Raw genomic sequence first — 25,123 nt, forward strand, 5'->3', positions numbered from 1 at the left:
GGTGACTAAATTATACTCGTAAAAACGTCTTTTTCTTATACAGAAAATACAGGAATGCCCATTTGACAGCGAGGTAACCAAACACGCCCAGCACGGCAGCTACCCAGCCCGAAGAGATGAGCTTAATCAAGCCACCGAAGAAAAAGTGGTTAGCGTATTCGAATTCGATGAACTCGCCTGCCAGATAAATCAGAATGGAATTCATTCCAATAATTGTAAAGAAGAAGGTCCAGCCTTTGATGCCTTTAACGTCGATTATCCAGTAAAATAATCCCAGTAAGCTCAGACTTAAACCACCGGTAACCATCACAAACGAACTGGTCCAGAGGTTTTTGTTAATGGGAAAAATGAAATCCCAGAGTACACCGAGAATGATAAAAACTGCTCCTGCACCCACTAATTGTATGGCTTTTTGATTACCCGTTTTACCATGTGCCTTTAAAAACGAACCGGCAAAAATGCCAAGCAGTGCATTATCAATCGCCGGAATCGTTGAGAAAAGACCTTCTGGATCATGAATCGTTTTGTACAAATGCCCCGGCACCAATAGCCGATCGATATAGCTGGCCAGATTGCATTCCATCGTGAGTACACCCGCTCCACAGCCCGGCACCGGTATCAGCATCATGGCAGCCCAATAGCCTAACAGAATGCCTATAAACCAGATGTATTGCGTACGGGGTTTGGCGTAGAGGTAAATCAACTGGGCAAACATACCCGCCAGCCCGATACGTCCCAACACACTTGGGAAACGCGTATCCTGTATCGCTTTGACAAACAGGCCGTTGTTGTAGATGATGCCGAGCACAACCAGAATAAGCCCTCGGGTAATAATCTTGCGGGCAATCACGGCCTTGTCGTCGCCTTTATCTAATCGAGATCCTATCGAAAAGGGAGTTGAGACACCCGCCATGAATACAAACAACGGGAAAATCAGGTCGTACGCCCGGAAGCCATTCCAGTTGGGGTGGGTGAACTGATCGGCGATGAGAATAGCCCAGGCCCAGCCTGTTGTTTTGGCCAATACCTGAAAAATCTCTTCACCGCCCATAATCCAGAACATATCGAATCCGCGTAAGGTATCGAGCGAGAGAAGTCGTTTAACGGGAGCGGGCTGGAGTACAGCTGGCTCGGTAGGCGAGGTAGACACTACAGACATACGTTTTTGGTATAAATAAGCGAATAAAATCGATATTCTTTTGATTCTATATATTTTTTGATTCTGCCAGGGTATTGATTCTATAGAGTTAAAAGAATCTAAAGAAGCAAAAAGGGCCCACAGCTTCTACGGCTTTGCCTGTTGTTTCCGCGCCTTATATTCCTGAAAGCGATTTCGGTATTCCTGCATTTGTTCCGGTTTGAACTTTTGCTGATACTCAGCTGGCAAATCCAGGCGCTCGGGGAGGAGGGTCGGTGATTGGTCAATCAGCGTGTTCTTCCCTTTGCTATCTTTTGTTAGTATAAAGGTGTCGTATTTCTGACCGGTTACAGTATACGATTGGTACGATAACTTATCGCCGTCAATCGATACAGTTTGATAGAGTTGCGTGTTCGATCCCGCTCGATCCATCCAGTCCTGCAAGCCAATGTCGTACATTTTGGGGCCACTCACCGACACTACGTAAATAGGCCCATCAGGATGCTTGCGGCTCTTTCCCAACGGCATATTCAACCCGCGACCGTAGGTATGATCATGCCCTTGCAATACCAGATCGACGCCGTATTTTTTGTAAATCGGCTCCATCTTTGTTCGCCATTCGTCGTTGTCACGGCCCTGCTTGGTTGAATAAATTGGATGATGGTGAACGATGACCGTCCAGCGATTTGGATTTTTGCTCAACGTCTGCACAAGCCAGTCTGCCTGGGCGTCCAACACTGTCGAATCGAGCAAGGCCGCTTGTGAGTTCAGCGCGATAAAACGTGTGCCCTGGTAATCAATATAATAAGCCGTTTCGTCGAGACCTTTCGGGCCATTTTCGGGCAATACAAATGATGGCCGCCAGTGTCTCGATACGCGACTCTTGCCTTGTTCATCCTTGAAATATTCGTGGTTGCCCGGTACGGCCAGCGTAGGCACCATACCGTTGATCCAGCCGCCCGCTTCGAACCACTCTGCCCATTGCCAGTCGGCGTTGGACGTCGTGATTAAGTCGCCCGCGTGGATCATGAAATTCACCGTAGGCAGCGTCGAATAAGCCCCACGAATGGCCCGTGACCAAAGCGAACGGATGTCATTTTGGGCATCGCCGAAATACAGGAAAGAGAACGGTGCCGATTTAGCCTGAGCCGTTTTGAAATGAAACCACTCGCTCCAGTAGGTGCCATCGCCCACCCGGTAACTGTATTGTGTAGCTGGTTTCAGATTCTTAAAATGAACGGAATGATACTTTACGGATTTACCGTCGATCAAGACCGTTTCGCTTGTAGCGGGCACGATGGTGGCATTTTTGACAAAATCAGGTGAAGGGTCAGCTTCACTGATGGCACCCACCACGTTGCTAATGGTCGAATCGGTACGCCAGTTGACCGATTGCGACGTGGCTGGATCGCCCTGCCAGCCTAAGATTAGCCGATCTGGATAAACCGTGGCTGGATAAGGTTTATGGATCTGAGCGTTGGCAGAGGAAAAGGTGAGAACGATAAAGAATGAAAAGAAAAGAAATTTCATAAAACGGCTACTTGTATAGAGTGGGTTAATCTATGGTTTTGAGGAAGTTAATGCGGTTTTTTAGTCAGCGATTTATAGACGTTTAGTACATAATCTGTCTGGATAACATCCAGGTGGAGCTGAGCGGCTTTCTGGTAGTTTTCGGGTGTATCAAACGAGTCTAATAGATCAGAAAACGCCTTAATTCCCTGCTGGTGAATCTGCCGAATGAGTGATTCATTAACCACCTCCCAGTTCAGATCGAACGCATAAGGCTTGAGCTTGCTGATCTTGGCTGCCATTTCCTCAACCTTATTGAGTGACGGCATCAGTCGGGCCGTTGGCGCGATCTGTTTCAGTGCGAGTAACGTTTCGTCGGAACCGTAAAAAACGGCATTTTTTAGCAATCCGTAGGTCTGTAAAGTCTTCACTAATGGCTGAGAAGCCACTGCTTTGCAATCGACATACAGATTTGTTTGCGCCTTATGGCTATTATTCCAGCGAGAAACTAACTGACATACTTCGGCGAGTGTCGGAATTTGTTCGGTCTGAAAGCGGTTATCAAAGCCCTTGCCAGCCGAGAGTGTTTTCAAGGTTGTGAGAGTCTGGTCTTTAATGGGCCCACTGCCTGTGGTTGTCCGATTCAGACTACCATCATGCAGAATCACCAACTGACCATCCTGCGTTGTTCGAACATCAATTTCAATAAAATCGACTTGCATTCGGAGCACTTCCCGAAAGGTAGCAAGCGTGTTTTCGGGAGCGAGCTGAGAATTTCCCCGGTGAGCCGAAACGGCGGGCTGGTGATGGGTGGCCATAATCGCTTTGTATCGGCTGATGGAGTCGGTAACCGAACTTGATTGGCTAATAGATTGGCCATTAGGAAGGCCAGGGAAGGCCAGAGCCAACAATAAAAAGCCAGTGAAACACGTCTGTACCCGTTGTCGATTTTTCATTTATGTTGAGCGTTTTTCAAGTTTGGCCTTGCCCGCCAGTCAGCTTCTGGACCGAAGCGTAAATGGAGGGAATGATCCAATTTTTCGTTTTCGGGATAGTGGTAAATCGCCCGATTGGTCAGCCAGAAAAACAGGGCAGAAACCGTTAAGGCAATGGCTGCCCGAAGCCATGTTTGTTTGTATAACCTGTCATACGAGTCTGTTGCCTGAACCACAACAGGCGCTTTTTCGGTCGGAATTGTCAGCATCAGTAGCGTTGCCAGGATGGCGTTAACCGTAATGATCCACTCCGTTAAGAGACGACTAGGATGCCAGTTTACCAACGCCCGTTCAAAATTTCCGACGACCATAAGCCAGAGTAAAATCAGAAAAATGAGTTGCCCTTTGCCCAGCCACGACAATGGTACAAGTGCTATTGGTTCCTGAAAATGTCTGCGAATCAGGACAATAAATAATACTAGAAGCAGAAGCCAGGTTAGCTTAAACCAACTGTCGGGTGTCAGCTGTAGAAAATCGACACCTGGTAAATGACCCAGGTAAGGGACGTTCCACAGAGCGGGGGCTGTTTCCTGTGTACCATCAGGCAGAAGGGTAGGGCGTGTCCATACTTCGGGATTTAATTGCTTGCCCCACTCTTCTACATTTTTAATCAGATTGACGTAGGGGAGTGCCAGCAAGACAAAAACAGTGGTAACACCCAGCGTCCATTTCCCCTGAACCGGTTTATTAGGAGCCGAGTCGTTGTGTAACGGGATACGGGTTGCCAGAAATCCCATAGCTGCAACAATAGCAAGCCCATTGACGAAGCCATAACTCTGTTCCAGAAAGCTATGCCAGTTCTGTTGTTGCCAATTGGCCCAGGCGGCTACGGTCGTTTTAAATTCGACACTGTCTGTAGATAGTCCACGACCTATCAGAATACGAGGATTGCCGGGAGCCATAAGCAACTGTTTGATCCATTGAATGCCCGACAAACCCAGCCCGCCAATGGTGCCGCTCATTACGGACGCAACGGCTACCGGGCGCAGGTTATGGCGACGCATCCAACTAATCGTGCCAATAAAGACACCCGTAATACCCGCCCAGTCATCGCTACGGGGCGGAGTCATTCGGAGACCCCCGGAGTTGGCAAAAAACAAGCTGCCAAGTACCGGAAACGCCAGAAACGAAAGCAGCCAACCCGTAGCCATGTAGACAATCAGCGAAGACCCATTACGAAATTTCCCAAAGCGGACGAAATAGGCGGTAACTCCCAGAACCAACCCAATTACCCAGCCGATGTGCGCTGGATAATCCCCAAACCATTGCGGCCAGTTATTCAGGAGGTTATGGGCTTCAAATGCCAGTTTCCCCGTTTCTGGATCAACGTACGTAGGATCGCCTAAAGGATAGGTGAGGAGCGATGCCAGCGATTGATCTAACCCAGCCAATTGCAGAAGGTATTGAACCAGCCAGCCAACAACTGAGCCCGAGAGCCCGAAAACGGGTAGCCACCACGCTTTCGAACTCTTCTGGTTGAAGAGGTCATAGATTCCCATAGCTAGCAACGCCGTTGATGCCGCCAGATAATCGGCATCGAACCAGTAAAGCGGACTTTTATGGCGAGATTCTGTATGATCGAGCTTGATACCCGATTGGAGTGCGTTGGCAATGGGGTCTTCAAACAGGTCTTGCAAAAACCAGATGCCAAAGACGAACAGAACGGGTTTGAATAACTGAACCAACCGCTCTCGTTCGGCAACTGCGGCTAGTGCTGTTCCTGCTCCGCCTAAGCCAGCCCATAGGAAACCGATGTAAAACAGAGCTGCATAGCCATATAGCTGAGTAGAGCTATGCCCACTTTGCGTATACGAGATGACCTGCATGTACGAAACAGAAGCGCCGAATCCCCAGCCGATAGCTCCGAAAAAGGCAAAGTAAAGTACCCGTTGCTGCCAATCGGAGCGACCCGACAGCAACGCAATAACGATAGCCGCCAGACATCCCGCAAAGGCCGCGCCGTACTCGTGGCCAAAATTGCCTCGAATACCCCAGCCAATCGACAAGGCTAATCCGCCGAGCAACACGCTCTGCCAGTGCCAGATGGGGCTTGAGTGGTTACGGGAAAATGCCAGCGTGCGCATCAGATGACAAGCCCTGAGTTAGTATCGGGTGATAGATCATCACCGGCGGCTTCTTTAATAATACGAAGATCGTGGCGCAATCGCTGACTGAATAGGGCCACATCGAAGCTGTGTACCACGATGTTAACGCCTTCTTTCATCCATTGAATCTGGCGCTCGGGTTCCAGCGAGAAATGGATGCCGATAGAAAGCCCCTTGGCGCGTGTTTGGTGAATGATGCTTCGGACAGCAGCCTCAAAATCAGGGTGATCATATTGCTCAGGCAACCCTAAACTGACCGATAAATCGTGCGGGCCAATGAATACAGCATCAAGCCCCGGCACCGACAGCAGTTCGTCGAGTCGGTTGAGGGCTGGTACACTTTCGATGTTGGCGATGCAGATCGTATCGGCATTGTAAGCGGCAATATAAGCCTGCATCTCGTCCGACATTTGCTCCTGACCAGTTAAGTAGGCATTGAGTCGTTCGCCTTTCAGCGGACGAAATTTTGTAGCACCCACCAGTTCCTGAATTTGCTCCACCGATTCGAGATATGGCGCGACAATACCAATAGCTCCGCCATCGATAGCCTGACAGGCCCGAAACGGATCGGGACTCGGAATCCGGACAATGGGCGTAATGCCATAAGCTCGAAATTGCTGACAGAGACGTGCCAGATCGGCCCGATCCAGCGGTATATGTTCGGTATCCAGGAAAACAAAGTCGACGCCGGTCTGCTGAATAACCTTCGGCCACATCGGTGCGGTCGAGGTGATGCAGCTACCGTATACGTTTTTGCCCTGTTGTAATTTTTTAAGCAAACTTAAGTGGGTCGGAATAGCCATTTTGACGAATGATTACATGGGCTGAATAACGAGTCGGAAGACAAAGGACCAATCAGCCATAGGCCGTTTGGTCCTGGTTAATCGCTACAATTATATACGACTATAGTACTGCTTAATGGGCCTTTCAGGCTATTAGGACGATGATTTATTTCCAATTGCCAGTAGCCTGAATAAACACCTTCGTAGTACTATAACCAGAAGTAGTAGTGCTTCTGGTTGATTTTGAGGAGTTGATGCCACAAACAATTAGCTCCTGGAAGGGAAGCCCAAATCAATGATTATTCCTCCGCTCTAGTAAAATGAAACCTATTGTTCAAATCTCACTGGACCTGACCAACATCGATGAAGCGCTCGAAACAGCTGCTTTAGCCATGCGGGCAGGTGTCGACTGGCTGGAAGCCGGAACACCGTTAATTTTGGCCGAAGGGCTACATGGTGTACGAAAATTACGCGAAGCTTTCCCCAATGTCCCAATCGTCGCTGACCTAAAAACAATGGACGGCGGCTATCTCGAAGTCGAAATGATGGCCAAAGCCGGTGCAACTCATGTGGTTGTGATGGCACGTGCCCACGCCGAAACGGTCAAATGCGTCGTGAAAGCTGGTCGCGATTTTGGCGTTAGTGTAATGGGTGATAACATGGTTTGCCCGGATATGGTTGAAGGAGCAAAATGGCTCGAAGACCTCGGCTGCGATTACATCATTCACCACGTCGGCTACGACGAACGGCGGGGAATTGCTGCGCAAGGTCACCGGATGCCTAGCCCGCTGGATCAGCTTCGCGAGGTTGTGCAGGCCGTTCGGGTGCCAGTCCAGGCGGTTGGTGGATTAAGTCTGGAACAGGCTATTCGCTGTCCAGAATATGGCGCTCCGCTGGTTGTACTTGGCGCTCCTTTGACCATTGATGCCGATGCTTTCAAAACCGCCGACGGAAATCTGGAAGCATCACTTCGGTTGATCTGTGAAAAAATACATGCGTATGGCGATGTGCCCGTAGCGAACTGATTCTATTGTTACTACTGATTGCTGGATTCTATTGGTTTGATAAACAGTGCTTTGGTTGCGATAGAATCCGCAGAATCTACTTATTCTTTTCATTATGAAATCTGCTGCCGTTGTTAATTATGCGCCGGAGAAAGGCTCCGTCGAGATTCGTGAACTGGACCGACCAACGATTGGGGAAGATGACGTATTGCTGGAAGTGGCGAACGTTGGCGTTTGTGGAAGTGACCTTCATCAGTGGACGTCTGATCATAGCTGGCCCGTAAACTATCCAGTCGTGCTAGGGCATGAATTTGGTGGACATATTGTTGAACTCGGAAGTCGGGTGACGGGTTGGCGCGAAGGCGATCGGGTGGTGAGTGAAACCGCAGCTGTTATCGATGCCAACAATCCCATGACACGTCGCGGACTCTATAACCTCGATCCTACCCGGAAAGGCTTTGGGTATGGAGTCAACGGCGCGATGACCCGCTTTGTTCGCGTTCCGGCTCGCTGTCTGCATTTGGTGCCCGCTCAACTCGCTTTCGAGCAGGCGTGCCTGACCGAACCCTGCTGTGTGGCGTTCAATGCCGTGGTAGAAAACAGCCGGATAAAACCAGGCGACCGGGTAATTGTGCTTGGGCCGGGCACCATTGGTATTTTGTGTGCGGCCATGGCCCGTCTTTGCGGGGCCGAAGTTGCCCTGGTTGGCCTGGAAGCCGATCGGCATCGATTGGCGATTGGAAAGCAGTACGGTTGTGAAGCCATTATTGGGGATGCTACCGAATGGGCGAGAAAAGCGGATGGACTCGGAGCCGATTGTATCATTGATGCGGCCGGTTCGAGCATTACTCTGAAAATCGCGATGCAATTGGTTCGGCCCAATGGGCATATTACCAAAGTTGGTTGGGGGCCGCAGCCACTTGGTTTTTCGCTCGATCCATTGGTGCAAAAAAACGTAACACTTCAGGGAAGTTTTAGCCATAACTGGCCAATCTGGGAGCGAGTCATCGCCTTGCTGGCCAATGGACAACTCGATGTGAAACCCATTATAGGGGGCGTATGGCCCATTACCGACTGGCACGACGCCTTCGAGAAAATGCACCGGGGCGATGTGGTAAAAAGCGTACTCAAACCGGTTTAACCCATGCGGTTGCGAAACAAAGTCATCATCATTACGGGCAGTTGTACCGGTATTGGAAAGGCCATTGCCAGTCGGTGCGTTGCCGAAGGAGCACGGGTTGTTGTTCACGGACTGGAACGGGAATTGGGCGAAGCAATCGTTGCCTCGTTGGGGAGTGATAACGCTGTGCTACATATCGAAGAAATTACCGCCGATAATGCCCCGCAACATTTGGTGGATCTGGCCCTGAAAACGTTTGGTCGACTGGATGCGGTCGTCAATAATGCGGCTATGGTTGTTTCATCAAACACCCAGACAACCGATCTGGTACTGTTTCGAAAGGTGATGGAAGTGAACGCATTAGCACCCTTTGCCTTAATTAAAGTGGCGTTACCTCATCTGCAAAAACAACACGGTTGTGTTCTGAATATTGGCTCACTGAATGCCTGGTGTGGCGAACCGAATCTAATGGCCTATAGCGTTTCGAAAGGAGCGCTGGTAACGTTGACCCGAAATCTGGGCGATACACTCCATCGGGAATCGGGTGTGCGAGTTAACCAACTAAATCTAGGTTGGGTGCTGACCGAGCGGGAAATTCAACGTAAGCATGAGCAGGGAATGGCTGATGACTGGTACAACCACTTACCGCCAGAATTGGCGCCATCGGGCCGGATTTTGCAGCCCGATGAAATTGCTGCCGCTGCCGTGTATTGGCTGGCCGATGAAAGCGGCCCCGTTAGCGGCCAAATCGTTGATCTGGAACAATACCCATTTATCGGCCGAAATCTGCCCAAAAATTAATGAGTGAAAGAATGCAAGAGCGAAAGAGTGAATAGACTAGAGTTAGTATGTCTGACGCGCTCTTTCGCTCTTGCATTCTTTCACTCATTATAAATTCTTTCACAATTTACTCAATAGATATATGCCCCAATTAGCCGCTTTCCCTAAAGCGTTTATGCAGCAGCTCTGCAAAGACGGAACCATGCGCGTTTCAGAATGGATTGAACTGGCATCTCAACTCAATATTGATGGTCTGGAATGGTACGCCGGATTTCTGGAAATGGCTGATGAGGCCAACTGGCCTGTATTTCGCCAGCAAGTAGAAGCACACGGAAAAGTGATTCCAATGATGTGCTGCTCCCCCGATTTTACCCACCCCGATGCCGACTTCCGTGCCAACGAAATAGCAAAGCAGAAACGCTGGATCGATATGACGTATAGACTGGGTGGTTCATACTGCCGGGTGCTTTCGGGGCAGCGACGGCCGGAGTTATCTATCGAGGAAGGGGTAGCGCTGGCGGCTGAATGTATTGAAGCCTGTTTGCCCTATGCGCAGGAACGCGGTATTACGCTCATCATCGAAAATCACTATAAAGATGATTTCTGGACATACCCTGAATTTGCCCAGAAAATGGATGTGTTCTGTATGCTCGTAGACCGGATCAATCATCCCAATTTTGGTGTCAATTATGATCCAAGCAATACCTATCTAGCCGGTGAAGACCCTTTAGAGCTTCTTTATCGGGTGTCGCATCGGGTGGTGACTATGCATGCCAGCGACCGGTATTTGATCGAAGGGACCATCGAAGACCTTCGTCGCGAAGAGGGTGGAGCGGCTGGTTACGCCAAACGACTCAGTCACGGCGAAATCGGCAAGGGGCTCAACGATTACGATGCCATATTTACTGAACTGAAACGAGTAGGTTTTGATGGGTGGATCAGCATTGAAGATGGCGTCGATGGCATGGCGCAATTAGAACGAAGCGTCGCTTTTCTGCGAAAAAAAATGGCCGAGTACTGGCCAGAGAGCTGATTAATAGCCCGCTAATTTTTATGATGATTACGATGAGGGATGATTTAAATGAAATCTGCGTCAATCATAATTATCATAGAAATCTGCGGGCTATTGATAAATCATCATCTGCCTTACAATTTTTGCCAACTAGAAAGGTACGATTTGCTTATAAATCAGTACTATACACTAGGGCGATGCGATCTTTTGTAAATCGGGCCTATTCCTAAACCTTCAAACCTCTCAGACTTTCATGGAAGAAAAGAAAACTACACCGAATGCGGAGAGTCGTCGCGATTTTCTGAAAACATCGTCGCTGGCGGCTACGTCATTTTTCATTGTTCCCCGGCACGTTCTTGGCAAGGGTTTTATAGCCCCAAGTGATAAACTTAACATTGCGGGAATTGGCGTGGGTGGCAAAGGTAAAAGCGATCTGGCTTCCTTTGCAAAAAGCCCGAATGTCAATATTGTAGCCCTCTGCGATGTCGATGATCGGCAGGCAGTGGAGTCTCGGAGCCGTTTCCCGAAGGCGACCTATTACAAAGATTTTCGGGAGATGCTTTCTAAAGAGAACAAAAACATTGATGCCTGCTCCATCTCCACACCCGACAACACGCACGCGGTAGCCACGCTTGCTGCCATGCAATTAGGCAAACACGTGTACACCCAAAAACCACTAACCCACGACATTTACGAATCGCGGATTTTGGGTCAGGCGGCTAAAAAATACAAAGTCGTGACCCAGATGGGCAATCAGGGTGGTTCGGGGAATGGTGTTCGCCGGATGAAAGAAATCTATGATTCCGGGATTATTGGCGAAGTACATAAAGTGCTGACCTGGACCAATCGTCCGGTTTGGCCACAAGCCGTTCCGACCGATAAAACCTTCGATATTCCGAAAGAACTGGATTTCGATTTGTGGTTGGGACCCGCCAAAAAAGTGCCGTACAATGAAGCCTACCTGCCCTGGAACTGGCGTGGCTGGTGGCCTTATGGAACAGGGGCTTTGGGCGATATGGCCTGCCACATCATGGACCCCGTATTCCGAATCTTACCCATCGATTACCCGACTTCGGTGGAATGTAGTCTGGCGGGCACGTGGGCGTTTACGTTACGTCCACAAGATGACAATCCGGATTGGACACCCTTTTCGTCATCGATTCATCTCAATTACCCCCGTAAAGACGGCAAGGGCGACATCAAATTAAGCTGGTACGATGGCGGTATTCTGCCGGAACTCCCCGAAGAACTATTACCCGGAGAAAGCTTTGGTAACTCAGACGGTGGTGTACTGTTTATCGGCTCCAAAGGCAAGCTTATGGCTGATTGCTACGGTGCCAACCCGCGACTATTGCCCCTGAAGGCCAATGAGACGTTGAACATTCCCGAAACGATTGCTCGTGTACCTAACGAAGACCACTATCTGCAATGGGTCGATGCGTGTATTGCAGGGCATGGCAAAGGTATAACGAGTTCGCCGTTCGAATATGCGGCCCCGTTTGCCGAAAGTATCCTGATTGGAAATCTGGCTCTACGTAGCTGGATGTTGCGTGATAATCCATCCGCCAAACGATCATCGGAGCGATACAACGGTCGCAAGAAGTTGTATTATGATGCGCCCAACATGAAAATCACGAATTACGATCTGGCCAATCAGTTCGTGAAGCGCGACTACCGCGAAGGCTGGAGCTTGACTTTGTAGGATAGCCCAAACAGGCGTGCGCTGGCGCGAGTATTTACTCGTGACTGTTTATATAGTCAGTATTCACTGACGCAAGCGATAAACAGTCACGAGTAAATACTCGCGCCAGACACTAGGCCAGCGCCAGCTTAATATGGGCCAGGTGATGCTGAACGTGCCAGGCCGTCATGGCAAGCGCCTGCGCCTGGCTAATCATAATCTGCCGAACGGGATGAAAGTACGAAATGGCCAGCATAGATTCCGTTAGGGATTTGGCCAGATAAACGTAGCGTCGGGTGACCCCGTCAAATAGAACCAGCGAGTCATTGATGGGAGCTTCTATTGCATCGGGCGTATGCGCCCAGGCATTCATGTCGATCAAAGTGAGTACCTTGTAATCGGGTTCCGTCAGCGCTTTTTTCATGCGCAGAAAATGCACAAACTGAATATCGGCCACGTGATGAACCAGTTGCTGTACCGTCCAACTTCCTTCACGGTATGTTTTCGCCAAATCGGCTGGTGCTAGCTTCTCGACCAGCTCCCGATAGGCTGCCGGACTAGTTTCGATAATCTTAATGAGTTGGGCCAGTTCATCGGCAGAATAGGTGTCTTGCGGGGTAAAAGGCCCTATAGGAAACTTACGATCGTTCATAGTTGAATAAAACTTCCGCATTGGCGGCTCCGCTCAAAGTTAAAAACTTTCGAGAAGTCGATGCTAAACAGAGAGCCAGTCAGATTGATATTTATAAAATAGTCGAGCATCAAATCCTGGAGGGATTCAATAGCGTAGCGTCGGTAGAAAAGCATATGTTTGAATTCACTAAGTGTGCCGTAGGTACACAACCTGTCGCGTACCTACGGCACGCTGATGCTGGGCAAATCCTGTATATTTCTACCTGCGCTGTTAAGCTCCTAACGGAGCGAAAAAGCTCGATTTTATCTCTAAAGCTACTATAGCTAGATAATGCCTCGAACAGTATTATGATTTTTTATTTCCTAACCGGCGCACTAATGGCACCCAGATACCGGCCCATCCAATAGGGTAGTAAAAACGAGTCGCCGGCACTTAGTTCGCTGACAACTTTGCCTGGCCGATCGAGCTTGAACAGGTTGCGGTTGTGCTTTAGCTCAGGACGTTCGTCGGGCGGTAATACCTCTTTGGTTGTTTGACCCCGGAAGTTTTCGGGAACAAGCTCGATGTCTTTCCGGTGGCTATTCACGAGGGGCCACTCGATCATATCCAGCGGAAATTCCTGCAAATACCAGACGGTTTCGGGTAAATCGAAGGCCTTAGCGCCCGTCATGGCGTAACAAAGATTCCAGAGCCCGTCCTTTTCGGGGCGCTCAGCTTGCCAGTGATCACGAATGGCTTCGCGGTACTTTTCCTTCAATGCGGGCGTGAACGCGTACCGATATAGGGGCCAATAGGCCAGAAAGTACATTTCATCATCGGAGTGATTCCAGCCTTCGGAGAGCATTTTGGCCCAATCATCGGAACCTGCGGGGGCTTTTCCGATTTCGCTCATGGGGCGCATCAGGTTTTCCAGATAGCCGTGCTTGTTCATCAGTTCGTAGGCCTTTTCCTTGTAAATGGATTTTCCTGTGAAGTGATAAGCTGCCTGCAAAAAGGCGATAATATTAGACGAATTGATTTTTCGATCGCCTACGTTCGTTGGGAAACCATTCACGTAGGTCGGATTCCATTTACCCCAGAGGGTTGGCTTTCCATCGACATCGATCAGATACCAGTCGTTCCTGATAATGTTGGTCATCAACTGGTCGATCAGGGTGACGGCTCGTTTTTTTACGTCACCATCCATTAGTTCGGCCATGAGAGTGAGCGTAAACATTTGTCCCACCGTCTGGTCGCTGCTGGTGGTTCCGCGCCAATCCCATTCAGGGTCTTTGGCATGATTCCAGCCGTTGGTCAGCCCACCATCCCAGGCTTTCGCTTCAAATTTATGATAGCCACTTCGCTCGAAGCCACGGGCAAAAAAGCCGCTCATGCCTGTAATGCTGAACAGTCGTTCCATAGCAGCAAACGATTCCATACAGTTTTGTAGCGCTACTTTATCTCCAGTCACTTTGTAGCGGAACAACTGGCTAACCAGATACATCGATGTCCAGAGGTTGTCGCTGTCGCGCTGCCCCATTTGGGCCGTCGATAAGTCTCCCTGCTGGATCACGGTAACGTCGCAGTTAAAGCCGTAGCGAATATGTCGTTGCCGAACCTGTTTTTCGTATTGCAGCGCTTTCTCCTGCAAGGTCATTGGCTCGAAATGAATCTCGGCCAACCCCTTGTTTGTCAGAAGTAAAACGGTTTTTCCTTCGCCTGCTGAAATGGCTGTTACCTGATTGCCGGGCAACCAACGTTCGCCGTAGTAGTAATTAAACTTACCGTCTTTTCGCAGCATAAACGCGCCAATGGTAGAGCCAAGCCAGAGATTACCATGTACTACACGAATGGCTGTCAGGCTGGGGCAAGGGAGCTTTTTCTGAAGACTACCGATGGGCTTATACGTCGTGGCGTCGAGGGTTAAATAACCATCGTTCGTTCCCAGATAAACCTTATTCTGGTCGATGTCGAAACAGGTGAGATTAGAGCGTTCAAAAACGGTTGTCATTTTTTTTGTACTCACATCAAGTAGGCTCAACGAGTGACTGCCCAGCAACCAGAATCGATTTTTTGCCGCTTCGTATCGAATGTCTTTCACCTGATCCTGCTCTAGCGCACCTTCCCAGACAACCGAAGATTCTGACAACATTTTCAGCCGAGTGCCGTCTGATACCAGAAACATAGCGCCTAAACCCGTACAAAACAGTCGTGCGTCGGGCAGGGTATGTTTGTCGAACAGCTTTCCGGCCCAGGCATTGCTAAGGATGGCCTTGTCGTCGAGGTAAACAAACTGATGGTCCAGAAGCCCCAATCCTACTAGTTTTCGATCCGACATGGGTCGATACGAGCGATCGGTTTCTAAGGTTCCGGGGTATTGAAATTGCCCAGAGCGGGGGCGCAGTAAGCCTTTCGAGGATAAAACCTGAATCACACCATTTCGATCCGTCGCAACCTGTTGCAGTTGACTGGTACTGTCGGTGGTGTAATATTTGATGCTATAGTCCTGTAAATAAGGCGTATCGCGGTAAGGGGTGCTTTGGGGGAATGCGCTACTTATAAAAAAGAGCGAAAGAGCGAATGAGTGAAAGAGCGGAACGGGCCATAGGGGACAATTCCCTGGTTTTAAAGAAATAGACAACGTCATAGTTCATTAGATGTTTTGTAGTGTCAGGTTGAACCAGGTTGGCGCTCCAGAGCCCGACACCACGGTAAGCACACTCATTCACTCTTTCGCTCTTTCACTCATTTTCCAATCGGGGCACTAATGACGCCCAGATACCGGCCCATCCAGTAGGGGAGAAGCCAGATGTCACCGGCGCTGTGTTCAGAGGTGCCGCTGTTGCCTTTGGTACGATCTAGGGAAAACGTGTTCCCATTATGACGTTGGATCGGTGTTTCGTCAGGGGGGAGCACTTCTTTTGTCGTTTGATTCCGGAAGTTTGGCGCAACGAGTTCAATATCTTTTCGTTGACTGTTCATAATTGACCAGTCGATCAGGTCGAGTGGATATTCCCGTAAATACCAGGCCGCTTCGGGGAGGTCGAAATTTTTAGTGCCAGTCAAGGCGGTGAAGATATTCCAGGCGCCATCTTTTTCAGGGCGTTCGGCTTCCCAATGGTCAATAATGGCCTTTTTGTATTTCGCTTTTAAGGCGTCATCGAACGCATAGCGATACAGGCCCCAGTAACCCACAAAGTACATTTCATCGTCGGAGTGATTCCAGCCGTCCGACATGTGTTTGCTGTGCTCATCGGCATCGGCTGGAGCCTTACCGATAACGCTCATCGGGCGCATCAGATTTTCCAGATAGCCGTATTTATTCATCAATTCAAGCGCTTTCTTTTTGTACTTTTCCTTCTTGGTAAAGTGGTAGGCAGTCTGGAGCATGGCCACAATGTTGGACGAATTTAGCTTCCGGTCGCCTACGTTGATTGGAAAATTATTCACGTATTCGGGATGCCATTTGCCCCACATCGTCGGTTTACCATCGAAGTCGATCAGGTACATATTGTGCGATAGAATATGACTCATGACCGTATCGATAAGTGTGATGGATCTGCGCTGAATAGCCTTATCATCCACTAACTCAGCCATGACCCCGAAGACGAAAATATGGCCAATTATTTCATCGCTACTAGTCGTTGATTTCCAATCCCAGCCGGGTTGTGGCGAATGCTGCCAACGCTCGGGGTCGTGGAGTTGCTTAATGTAACCGGCTCGTTCAAAGGATCTGGCTGGGAAGCCTGGCACTGGGTTGATGGTGTACAATCGCTCCATCGCGTCGAGCGATTCGCGGCAGTTTTGCAACGCATCTTTGTCTTTGGTAACGGCGTAACGAAACGCTTCTCCGGCCAGATACATTGATGTCCAGAGACCATCATTATCCGAATCCGACAAATAGCCTGTAGCCAGATTCCCCTTTTCCATGCGATCCAGCGACGCATTGAACCCATTACGGATATGCCGGGTACGAACCTGATCTTCGTAAAAAACGGCTTTGTCGTGGAGCGTCATCGACTTGAAACAGATTTTTCCCAGACCCTCCGTTGTCAGAATGAGCACAGAGTTTTTGGGCCCTTCAGCAATCGCCGTCACCTGATTGCCCGGTAGCCAGCGTTCGCCGTTGTAATAATCGTATTTGCCATCGGGGCGCAGCGAAAACGCTCCTTTCGTCGTACCAAACCATACTTTGCCATTCACAGTAGCTACTGTTGTAATTTCCGTCGCGGGGAGTTTTCGATGAATAGCCCCGACTTGTTTTTTGCTGACGGGGTCGAATTCGATATACCCGTCGTTAGTTCCGATGATTACCTTTTGAGCAGGTGTGAGTGCAAAAGACGTGAAGCCTGTGCCGTCAAAAACTTTAGTAAGTGTGTAGTTCGCTCCAGAGAGTGTATACAGCGCCTTTTTGCCGAGTATCCAGAAGGTGTTTCCTGTCGATTGGAACTGCGCACTAATCACCTCGTCGGCTGGGAGCGTTCCTTTCCAGAGAAGCTTGCTGTCTTTAACAACCTGTACCGCGCTTCCGTCCGAAACCAGAAAGGTGAGATCAGGTTTTCCGGCAAAAATCGTGGCTTGTGGAAGCTGGTGTTCGGCATTTAGTTTTCCGGCCCAGGCATTGCTCACAACGGCTTTCTCACTCAGATAAACGAGTTGCTGATCTTGTGATCCAATTGCCTTAAGATTCAGGTCTTTAATGAATCGGTAGGTCTGATCCGATTGTAAAGTGCCCGGATGCAGAAATTCGCCGTCGGCAGGATGAAGCAAGCCTTCAGATGAAAAAACCTGAATAACACCGTTCCGGTCGCAGGCTACGCCAGTTAGGTTCACACCCGATTTGTTGTAGTAATATTTTACACTGAAATCCTGCTGGAAGGGTTTATCCTGAAAGACAGTCTGTGCACTGATTGACAGACTATTCAGGCAAAAAAACGAAAGTAAACAGCAGGCTAATCGTATGGAACGGATTTGCATGATTATGAATAAGAACAGGTTGTAAATGTTGGGTGTCGCAAGGTTGTTTTTATTGAATCAGTTGGGTTGAGTATGATGTCTATTTGCTGGCTTCAATCATGCCCAGGTAGCGCCCCATCCAGTAGGGAAGAAGCCAGAAAACAGGCTCGCGTTCAATATCGGGCTGCCCGTTTATGGCGGCCCAAGGGTTTTTATCCCAGCGAACAACGGTGCGTATACTGGCGGGAGGTAGTTCGCTGACCTGAAGTTCATCCAGTACGGGCGTTCGCACAATGGAAATATCTTCGCGTTTGGTATGATCGACGGTCCAGTTAATTAAGTCAAGGGGAGTATCGACTAAAAAGTCAACGGACGGTGCTAGTTCGACCTTTTTATTACGGGAATAGCAGTATAGGAAATTGATCAATGGATTTTTATCAGCCTTACGCTGGACCAGCCAGTTATCTATGTGATTCTCGTAAAAAGACCGGGTTTTCGGGTCTTTTTCACAGCGAAGCAGGATAGGGTAAATGTATGCAGACAGCATGACGTCGAAATAGATAAACCAGGCTGGGTTTTGCTGGCCGATCTTCGCCATGTTATCCAGATAACCTTCTTTATCAATAAGTTGCCGGTAACGCTGCTCGTAAATAGGCTTACCCGTTACATGATAAGCGAGCTTAAGAAACGCCAGTAACTCCATTGAATTCTGGTTTCGATCGGGTGCCCAATCTGGATCATGGTTCAGCTTGTCGGGCGACCAGACTCCCCAGCGAGTATGTTTACCGTCGATGTCAGTTAAGGTAAAGTCGTTGGCAATCAGATGATCGACTATACGCGCAACGTGGTTTCGGACAACAACCTTTTCGGCCTCGTCGGCTACAAGTTCGTAGTACACATAATAGCCCATCATGTGGCCACAGAGCTCATCGCTACTGGTATCGCCTTTCCAGAGCCATTTGCCATCTTTCGATTTTCGCCAGCGAACTTCTACGGGTTTAAAACGAGGCTCTTTGACTAGTTCGTCAGCTCGTTCGCGCGGGCTAAACGTACGATTGCCATCGTCAACACGTGTCCAGGTGGCGGGTACGATAGTGCGGGCAAAAAAGCCATCAGTGCCTGTCACTTCCTGAAGCAATTTTAAAAAGTCGAACGCTTTTTTCGCCTTTGCTTTTGCATCAGGACTTCTGGTGGCCGCATACCGGAAGCACTCCATAGCCAGGTAGTTAGCCGTATACTCGCCATCATTGTCGTCGTCGTCTGGCTCCCAGGTAGTTATAGTGCCTGGGACTGGAAGGCGGCACTGCCCCGCAATCCAGGGACTTCGGATGTGGCGCTTCATCAGAACGTCGTAAAAGTAATCCTGCTTTTGCGCCAGATTCATAGACCGGTGCTTGATTGCACTTACCCCCTTGACGGTCGCAATCCAGGCATTTCCCTGCGTATCGAAAGCAATGTCGGTGACGTGATCATCCAGTAACCACCGACGACTAAAGCGCAAGGAATGACTGCCGTCTGGACGATATCGCACAATGCCTGTTTCAGTGCCTATCCACATGTCGCCATTGGGTGCTCGTTCGACACAAGTGACAAAAACGGATGGGATTCCCTGCGCTGGTTGCAAAACCTGTTTAGGTTTATCCTGTCGCAAAATCGTTATTCCTCCCAAACCTGCAACCCACAGATTATGAGTTGAATCGAACGCAATTCCCTTGGTAGATGCGCTCAATAGCTGGTCAGTGTTTTGAAAAACGGTGCTGGTTTGATCGGTGACATGATAGAGTCCCACATCGGTTGTTACCCACAGGCCACTCTGGCTGTCAGACAGCGCGTTTCGAATGGAGCGGGGGAGGATATAGTTCTTTTTTTGAACGCCTTTTGCATTGATTAGCCAGACACCTTGTGGTCCCAGCGCATAAACACCTTCCTGGGCTATGGCTACGGTTGAAATGGGTGCATCGAGACCAGCTATATGTTCCGCCAGATTGTTTTTATAGCGATACAGACCATTCCAGGCACCAGCCCATACTACGGATTGGGTATCAATGGCTACCGAAAAAGCAGGCCCCTGTTCCGTAGCTGGTAACATTGACATCCACTCATTCTGACCAGCTTTTTTTGAGAATATACCAGCTCCTGTCGCAATCCAAACTACCCCCTGGCGATCTACCGAAATGCTTCGAACATCATTCGCTTTTTCATCTTGCCCAACCGGATAGGGCTCATGATACTCCTGCTGAAAAGCGGTATCGCTATAGCTCGTTAACGATGCGTTATGGGTATCGGAATGCGTTTCTGATGAGCAAGTCCATCCCGATAGACCTATCCCGACAATGCATAGGTATTGCCAAAACTGGCGAAACAAATTCTGTTGGGATCGTGAGTGCATCGTTTGTGAAGTTCTCCTGATATACTCCCCTGATCGTGTATCGGACTATTTGCCAAGCTGTAAATTTCCAGGTCAATGGAGGCTAGAGACCTTCTAAAGGCATTATGTTGGCCTGAATAAAGGCGCATTATCTTATTGTTATCCCTTTCTGGGACTGTATATCGACTTTTTCGTAAAAGTCTGATACTGTGTTGATCACAGCCCTAGTCCCTGCTGGAAGATTACCTCTGCATGAAATTTCATTGATTTGCGCAAATTGAAGGCAATTTTACGCAAGATGCGAAAATAAAATGAAATAGGCTACTCTATATTTGTTGCGGCTATACGATATAGGCCAAATATTATTTTGAATAAAGCGTGTTGGCTGGATGATTAATAACTAAACTGGTGAGTTGACGAAAAATCATTCTGTTTAGTTAATGCGAAATCCTATTCTGATATTTTCTAGAATTGTTTATAAAAATTTTGCAATTAATTCAATTTCATAGTTTTTGTTAGATCTTCTTGGTGTAAAAGCTATCGCAGATCTGACCCAAAGCTTGTTTGTGCGTTCAGTGCCTTTTCTTACCAGTATTTCCACCTTAACTACTAAATACTCATGGCTTGTCTCACCGAAACTGTCATTTACCAAGCTATTCAGGGTGATAGGGCGGCTTTTGCGAAAGTATATCAGCATTATCGGACACCCGCATTAAAGTTTAGTCTCTCGTTGCTGAAGGATAAAGAAGAGGCTGAAAATATGGTGCATGATGTATTTATAAAGATCTGGGAGAAACGGGCCCTGATTAATCCTGAGCTTAATTTCAGTTCCTACCTGTTCACCTGCCTGCGGAATATGATATTTGATTATCTGAAGCAATTGGAAAAAAGCCAATTGCTTCGGCAGCGGTACATGGAACGGATGGAACGAACTACCGAAGACGACCAGGACGAGCTGGAAACCCGATACATAGCTTTACATAAGGCTATTAATGCATTATCGGAAAAGCGTAAGCTGATTCTACTGCTCAATGTAGAAGGAGGAAAATCCTATCAGGAAATCGCGGAGTCACTACGGATTTCGAAGAATACTGTTAAAAACCAGTTAGTAAAAGCGAAACAGCTTCTGCGGGACCGCGTAGATATCGCTAATTAAAGACTGCAATACAAGTCGTTTTTTAAGCTTATATAAGTCATAAGCTTCTGTATTATAGCGCCTTGTGGTTGGCAGGCTATGGGCTGTACATGGCTTCTGAACGTTCCTAATATTAACTCAAAATAAAATCCGTAGCGAGTAGTAGTCTTTTTTTCGGCCTAGCCAGTACTATGTGTAAACTGCCTAAACACCGATGGTAATGGAAAGGCAAGGCGTCACACACCTTATTGAACAATTAATTCACGGTAAACTCTCAGCAGAAGAGTTGGATCAATTTCTGGCGGGCCTGCATAAACCCGAAGAACGACAGGCCTATTCGGAAGTACTTGAAGCTTATTTTATTGAACTCCTAAATCAACACGAACATCAGCCTGAAACTGATAAACAACCGGAGTAAAAAGAACCCACCCCCTTCAAAAACGTGTAATGTCCTACTAATTAATCTCTTGTATTTAATTTACTGAACACGCATGAAATCAAGTTCTACATTTCAGCTAACCCTAAGGCATACGCTGGCCATTGCCATATTGGTTGGGCTATGCTCTTTGCAAGCGCTGGCTAAAGGATTTCCTCAGCGGAATCCTGCCAAAACGATAACAGGGACTGTTACGTTAGCCACCAACAATCAGCCTATTGCAGGTGCCAACGTTTTAATTAAAGGAACGCAAGCCGGTACGGTTACCGATCAAAAAGGTAACTACTCCATCTCGGTAAATAGCAACTCGGCAGTTCTGGTCTTCTCTTTTGTGGGGCATACTCCACAAGAAGTTACGGTTGGTAATCAGAGTGTTATTAACGTGGCGCTTGTCGAAAGCAGCGAAGTATTGGGTGAAGTAGTCGTAACAGCCTTAGGCATTAAACGGGAAGAACGCTCGCTGGGCTACTCGGTAGGAACCGTGGCAGGTAAAGACATGACCCACGTTGTTCAGGAGAACGTACTTACCTCTATGGCTGGTAAAGTATCTGGCGTACAAATCAGCCAGACAGGTGGTGCCGGTTCTTCGGTCAGCATGATTATTCGCGGAGCCAAATCACTTAGTACGGATAACCAGCCTCTTTTTGTGGTTGATGGTGTCCCCATTGTAAACTCACTAAGCAACGTACAGCAGGTAGCAGGTAATAGCAACACAGTTGACTACGGAAACGCCATTTCCGATATTAACCCTGAAGATGTTGAGAGTGTATCGATTCTGAAAGGGCCTAGTGCGGCTGCGTTGTATGGTACCCGTGCGGGTAATGGCGTGGTACTGATTACTACCAAGAGTGGCGCAAAAAATAAGCGGATGACGGTATCGATTACGTCGAATACGGTTTTTGATAACCCGTACAAGTTCCTGCCTATGGAAACCAAATATGCCGTAGGGAACCTGCCTTACCTGCCTAATTCACAAGGGGTTATTGTGGATCAGTCCGGTAACCCTTACACCATTGATGAGTCGCAGTCGCAGTGGGCAGGTCCAGAACTGGATAAAGGCTATAAAGCTATTCAATGGAACAGCCCGAAAGATGCCAATGGTAAAAGAATCCCAACACCACTGGTATCGCACCCAGACAACGTGAAGAACTTTGTTCGGACAGGCGTTACCACGACCAACGGCATTTCAATTGCCAACAGTACCGATCGGGTTGATTACCGGTTGTCGTATAGCAACATGACGAACCACGGGATCATTCCTAATTCCGATTTGTTTAAAAATTCTGTGGCCATTAACTCTACCGTTAAAGCCAGCGATAAACTGAGAATAAGTACATCGCTCGACGTATCGCAGCAACGTTCCAACAACCGCCCGTCTAGTGGTCCAGGAACCAACCCGCTTCAAGCTGCCTACGATGTAGGGCCAAACAACGACATTCGGGATTTACGGAACTATTGGGTACCAGGTCAGGAAGGTCTTCAACAATTATCGGTATCGCAGGGTAACTATAACAACCCCTGGTTTATGGCGTATGAAGTCAATAACGGCTTTACCCGGAACCGGGCCTTCGGAAACTTGAAAGCCGATTGGCAAATCACTCCCGAACTGAGCGTAATGGGAATGTATGCGTTGGATATATACAACGAACGACGAGAGACCAAAATCACGAACAGCTATACGAAGGAGACTCATGGTGGTGCTTATGGACTTGCCGATATTGATCAGTTGGAGCGTAACATGAGCTTCCTGGCGACGTATAAGAAGGATCTCAAAGACTTCCATTTCACCGTCTCGGCTGGTGCTAATAATCGGTATTCTATGAATTCGAATATCACCAACTCGAGTAAATCTGGATCTGGCTTGATTATTCCGAACCTGTTTACGTTATCGAACATTGCACCAACCAACCTGAACTACTCCAGCTATTATCAGCAACGGGGCATTCAGAGTGTGTATGGTTTGGCGAACATTGGCTTTAAAGACAAAATCTACCTCGACATTACAGCCCGTAACGACTGGTCAAGTACGCTGCCTAAAGGGAACAACAGCTACTTCTATCCATCGGCCTCGTTGAGCGTCCTGTTGAATGAGTTTGTTAATGTGAAGAATGTTAACCTGTTCAAGCTCCGGGCTGGGGTTGCACAAGTTGGTAACGACGCGGCTGCCTATAGTCTATACAATACGCTGACGAATGCGGGAGCCTGGGGAGGGAGTCTGATCCGTCTGGGAAAAAACAACCAGATTCTGCTACCAACGCTGAAGCCTGAAATCTCAACATCGTACGAAGGTGGTATTGACCTGAACATGTTCCAGAATCGGTTGCGGTTCACGGGTACCTATTACAACCAGGAAAACCGAAACCAGATTCTGCCAAGTACCATTGTCGGATCGTCAGGTTATTCAACCAAAAATATCAATGCAGGCTTGCTGGTTTCGAGAGGTCTTGAACTGTCGTTGGGTGGAACACCAATTGATAAAAATGGCTTCCGTTGGGACATTATGTTCAACTTCTCCCGTAACCGGACCATCATCAAGGAGTTAGCACCGGGTATCGATAAGTTTACGTTCTGGACAGCTGGTAAAGGTGGTGCCTGGACGTTCGTGGGCGAAACCGTGGGTGATATGTATGATGCACAATTACAGACCGTTACGGATAAAACATCGCCTTATTATGGCTACCCAATTCTGACATCAGACGGTCAGTGGAGTTCAGTAGGAGCAACTAGCACGAAGAATAAAATTGGAAACTACAACCCAGATTTTACGCTTGGTACCCAGACCTCCCTCTCCTATAAAGGCTTTACGCTGAATATGAACTTCGACTGGCGTGCAGGTGGTAGCTTCCTGTCGCAAACCTATCGGTACTATGAGTCGGATTTCCACTCCCAACGATATGTCGAAAGCATTATCAATCCAGGTGGACGTACAGGCGATGCGCTGGTTAGCTGGCTGAAAGCTAATGCCGATCAATATATTATTCCACATGGTAACCAATTCCCACAAGTAGGTGGTCCTACGGCTGATGCGGGTGGGTTTAGCTGGGCTGGCGATAATGGAACCAGCAATGGTAACTTTATTCCAGGTGTAATGGCTCAGTATGATTCTAAAGGAAACATTACGGGCTATACTGAAAACTTGGGTGGCCCTGGCACTACGTACTTTGGCTATAATGATGGGTATGCCTGGTCGTTCAACAAAGCGGCTCAGTTCGATGCTTCTTTCGTAAAACTTCGCGAAATCTCTTTGTCGTACGATATTCCCCGGTCGTTCCTCAAAGGCTTAAAAGTGCAGAATGCGTCACTTGGTGTCTATAGCCGGAATATCATTCTGTGGACAGCTGCCAAAATCAATATCGATCCCGAGATGGCTTTTCAACCACAAACTACTCCAGGTACTACAGGCACGTTTATGCAAGGTGTTGAACGATACAATGTCACGCCGTGGGTGATTCCAGTGGGCTTTAAACTAAACGTGACATTCTAAAAAAA

General features: G+C 48.3%; 18 protein-coding genes. 8 read left to right on the forward strand and 10 right to left on the reverse strand.

Annotated elements, in window-relative coordinates; genetic code table 11:
- Positions 1-10: 10 nt before the first annotated feature.
- The 5 genes from ACYVGR_RS22445 to ACYVGR_RS22465 all read right to left on the reverse strand — a co-directional run bounded on the left by ACYVGR_RS22445 (position 11) and on the right by ACYVGR_RS22465 (position 6,550).
- Complete coding sequence (locus tag ACYVGR_RS22445; RefSeq protein ID WP_460960887.1) at positions 11-1,159, reverse strand: acyltransferase family protein; 1,149 nt, start codon at positions 1,157-1,159, stop codon at positions 11-13.
- Between the two features lie 126 nt (positions 1,160-1,285).
- The gene (locus ACYVGR_RS22450) at positions 1,286-2,668 is read right to left on the reverse strand and encodes a purple acid phosphatase family protein (protein ID WP_460960889.1); all 1,383 of its coding nucleotides are present in this window, start codon (positions 2,666-2,668) and stop codon (positions 1,286-1,288) included.
- Between the two features lie 47 nt (positions 2,669-2,715).
- Positions 2,716-3,603 (reverse strand): glycerophosphodiester phosphodiesterase, encoded by an 888-nt coding sequence (locus tag ACYVGR_RS22455; RefSeq protein ID WP_460960891.1) that lies wholly within the window; start codon positions 3,601-3,603, stop codon positions 2,716-2,718.
- Positions 3,600-5,726, reverse strand: a complete 2,127-nt coding sequence (locus ACYVGR_RS22460) for a hypothetical protein (RefSeq protein ID WP_460960893.1) — start codon at positions 5,724-5,726, stop codon at positions 3,600-3,602. The genes ACYVGR_RS22455 and ACYVGR_RS22460 overlap by 4 nt, the downstream gene beginning before the upstream one ends.
- A complete protein-coding gene (locus ACYVGR_RS22465) occupies positions 5,726-6,550 on the reverse strand; it encodes an HpcH/HpaI aldolase family protein (RefSeq protein ID WP_460960895.1) in 825 nt (274 codons plus the stop codon). The genes ACYVGR_RS22460 and ACYVGR_RS22465 overlap by 1 nt, the downstream gene beginning before the upstream one ends.
- Before the next feature lie 299 nt (positions 6,551-6,849).
- On the opposite strand from ACYVGR_RS22465, the gene ACYVGR_RS22470 reads away from it, so the two are divergent.
- From ACYVGR_RS22470 to ACYVGR_RS22490, 5 genes are all read left to right on the forward strand, one after another.
- A complete protein-coding gene (locus tag ACYVGR_RS22470) occupies positions 6,850-7,554 on the forward strand; it encodes an orotidine 5'-phosphate decarboxylase / HUMPS family protein (protein ID WP_460960897.1) in 705 nt (234 codons plus the stop codon).
- 94 nt (positions 7,555-7,648) lie between these two features.
- Positions 7,649-8,674, forward strand: a complete 1,026-nt coding sequence (locus ACYVGR_RS22475) for a zinc-binding dehydrogenase (RefSeq protein WP_460960899.1) — start codon at positions 7,649-7,651, stop codon at positions 8,672-8,674.
- A gap of 3 nt (positions 8,675-8,677) precedes the next feature.
- Positions 8,678-9,454, forward strand: a complete 777-nt coding sequence (locus ACYVGR_RS22480) for an SDR family oxidoreductase (protein ID WP_460960901.1) — start codon at positions 8,678-8,680, stop codon at positions 9,452-9,454.
- A 121-nt stretch (positions 9,455-9,575) separates the two neighbouring features.
- Entirely contained in the window at positions 9,576-10,466 is an 891-nt protein-coding gene (locus ACYVGR_RS22485) for a sugar phosphate isomerase/epimerase family protein (RefSeq protein WP_460960903.1), read from the forward strand.
- Between the two features lie 232 nt (positions 10,467-10,698).
- Entirely contained in the window at positions 10,699-12,147 is a 1,449-nt protein-coding gene (locus ACYVGR_RS22490) for a Gfo/Idh/MocA family protein (protein ID WP_460960905.1), read from the forward strand.
- A gap of 112 nt (positions 12,148-12,259) precedes the next feature.
- Here ACYVGR_RS22490 and ACYVGR_RS22495 read toward each other — a convergent pair whose 3' ends face one another.
- The 5 genes from ACYVGR_RS22495 to ACYVGR_RS22515 form a co-directional block, all read right to left on the reverse strand.
- Positions 12,260-12,778: a DinB family protein gene (locus tag ACYVGR_RS22495; protein ID WP_460960907.1), complete on the reverse strand. Its 519-nt coding sequence runs from the start codon at positions 12,776-12,778 to the stop codon at positions 12,260-12,262.
- Positions 12,775-12,933 carry a hypothetical protein gene (locus tag ACYVGR_RS22500; protein ID WP_460960909.1) on the reverse strand — a complete coding sequence of 53 codons (159 nt, stop codon included), beginning with the start codon at positions 12,931-12,933 and terminating at the stop codon, positions 12,775-12,777. The genes ACYVGR_RS22495 and ACYVGR_RS22500 overlap by 4 nt, the downstream gene beginning before the upstream one ends.
- 182 nt (positions 12,934-13,115) lie before the next feature.
- Positions 13,116-15,386, reverse strand: a complete 2,271-nt coding sequence (locus tag ACYVGR_RS22505) for a hypothetical protein (protein ID WP_460960911.1) — start codon at positions 15,384-15,386, stop codon at positions 13,116-13,118.
- A gap of 98 nt (positions 15,387-15,484) precedes the next feature.
- Complete coding sequence (locus tag ACYVGR_RS22510; RefSeq protein WP_460960913.1) at positions 15,485-17,716, reverse strand: hypothetical protein; 2,232 nt, start codon at positions 17,714-17,716, stop codon at positions 15,485-15,487.
- Between the two features lie 79 nt (positions 17,717-17,795).
- Positions 17,796-20,084: a ligand-binding sensor domain-containing protein gene (locus tag ACYVGR_RS22515; protein ID WP_460960916.1), complete on the reverse strand. Its 2,289-nt coding sequence runs from the start codon at positions 20,082-20,084 to the stop codon at positions 17,796-17,798.
- Positions 20,085-20,682: 598 nt separating this feature from the next.
- On the opposite strand from ACYVGR_RS22515, the gene ACYVGR_RS22520 reads away from it, so the two are divergent.
- From ACYVGR_RS22520 to ACYVGR_RS22530, 3 genes are all read left to right on the forward strand, one after another.
- Entirely contained in the window at positions 20,683-21,219 is a 537-nt protein-coding gene (locus ACYVGR_RS22520; RefSeq protein ID WP_460960918.1) for an RNA polymerase sigma factor, read from the forward strand.
- A 199-nt stretch (positions 21,220-21,418) separates the two neighbouring features.
- Positions 21,419-21,616: a hypothetical protein gene (locus ACYVGR_RS22525; RefSeq protein ID WP_460960920.1), complete on the forward strand. Its 198-nt coding sequence runs from the start codon at positions 21,419-21,421 to the stop codon at positions 21,614-21,616.
- A gap of 73 nt (positions 21,617-21,689) precedes the next feature.
- Positions 21,690-25,118 carry a SusC/RagA family TonB-linked outer membrane protein gene (locus ACYVGR_RS22530; protein ID WP_460960922.1) on the forward strand — a complete coding sequence of 1,143 codons (3,429 nt, stop codon included), beginning with the start codon at positions 21,690-21,692 and terminating at the stop codon, positions 25,116-25,118.
- Positions 25,119-25,123: the final 5 nt, after the last annotated feature.

The sequence above is a fragment of the Spirosoma litoris genome (genome assembly GCF_054776755.1).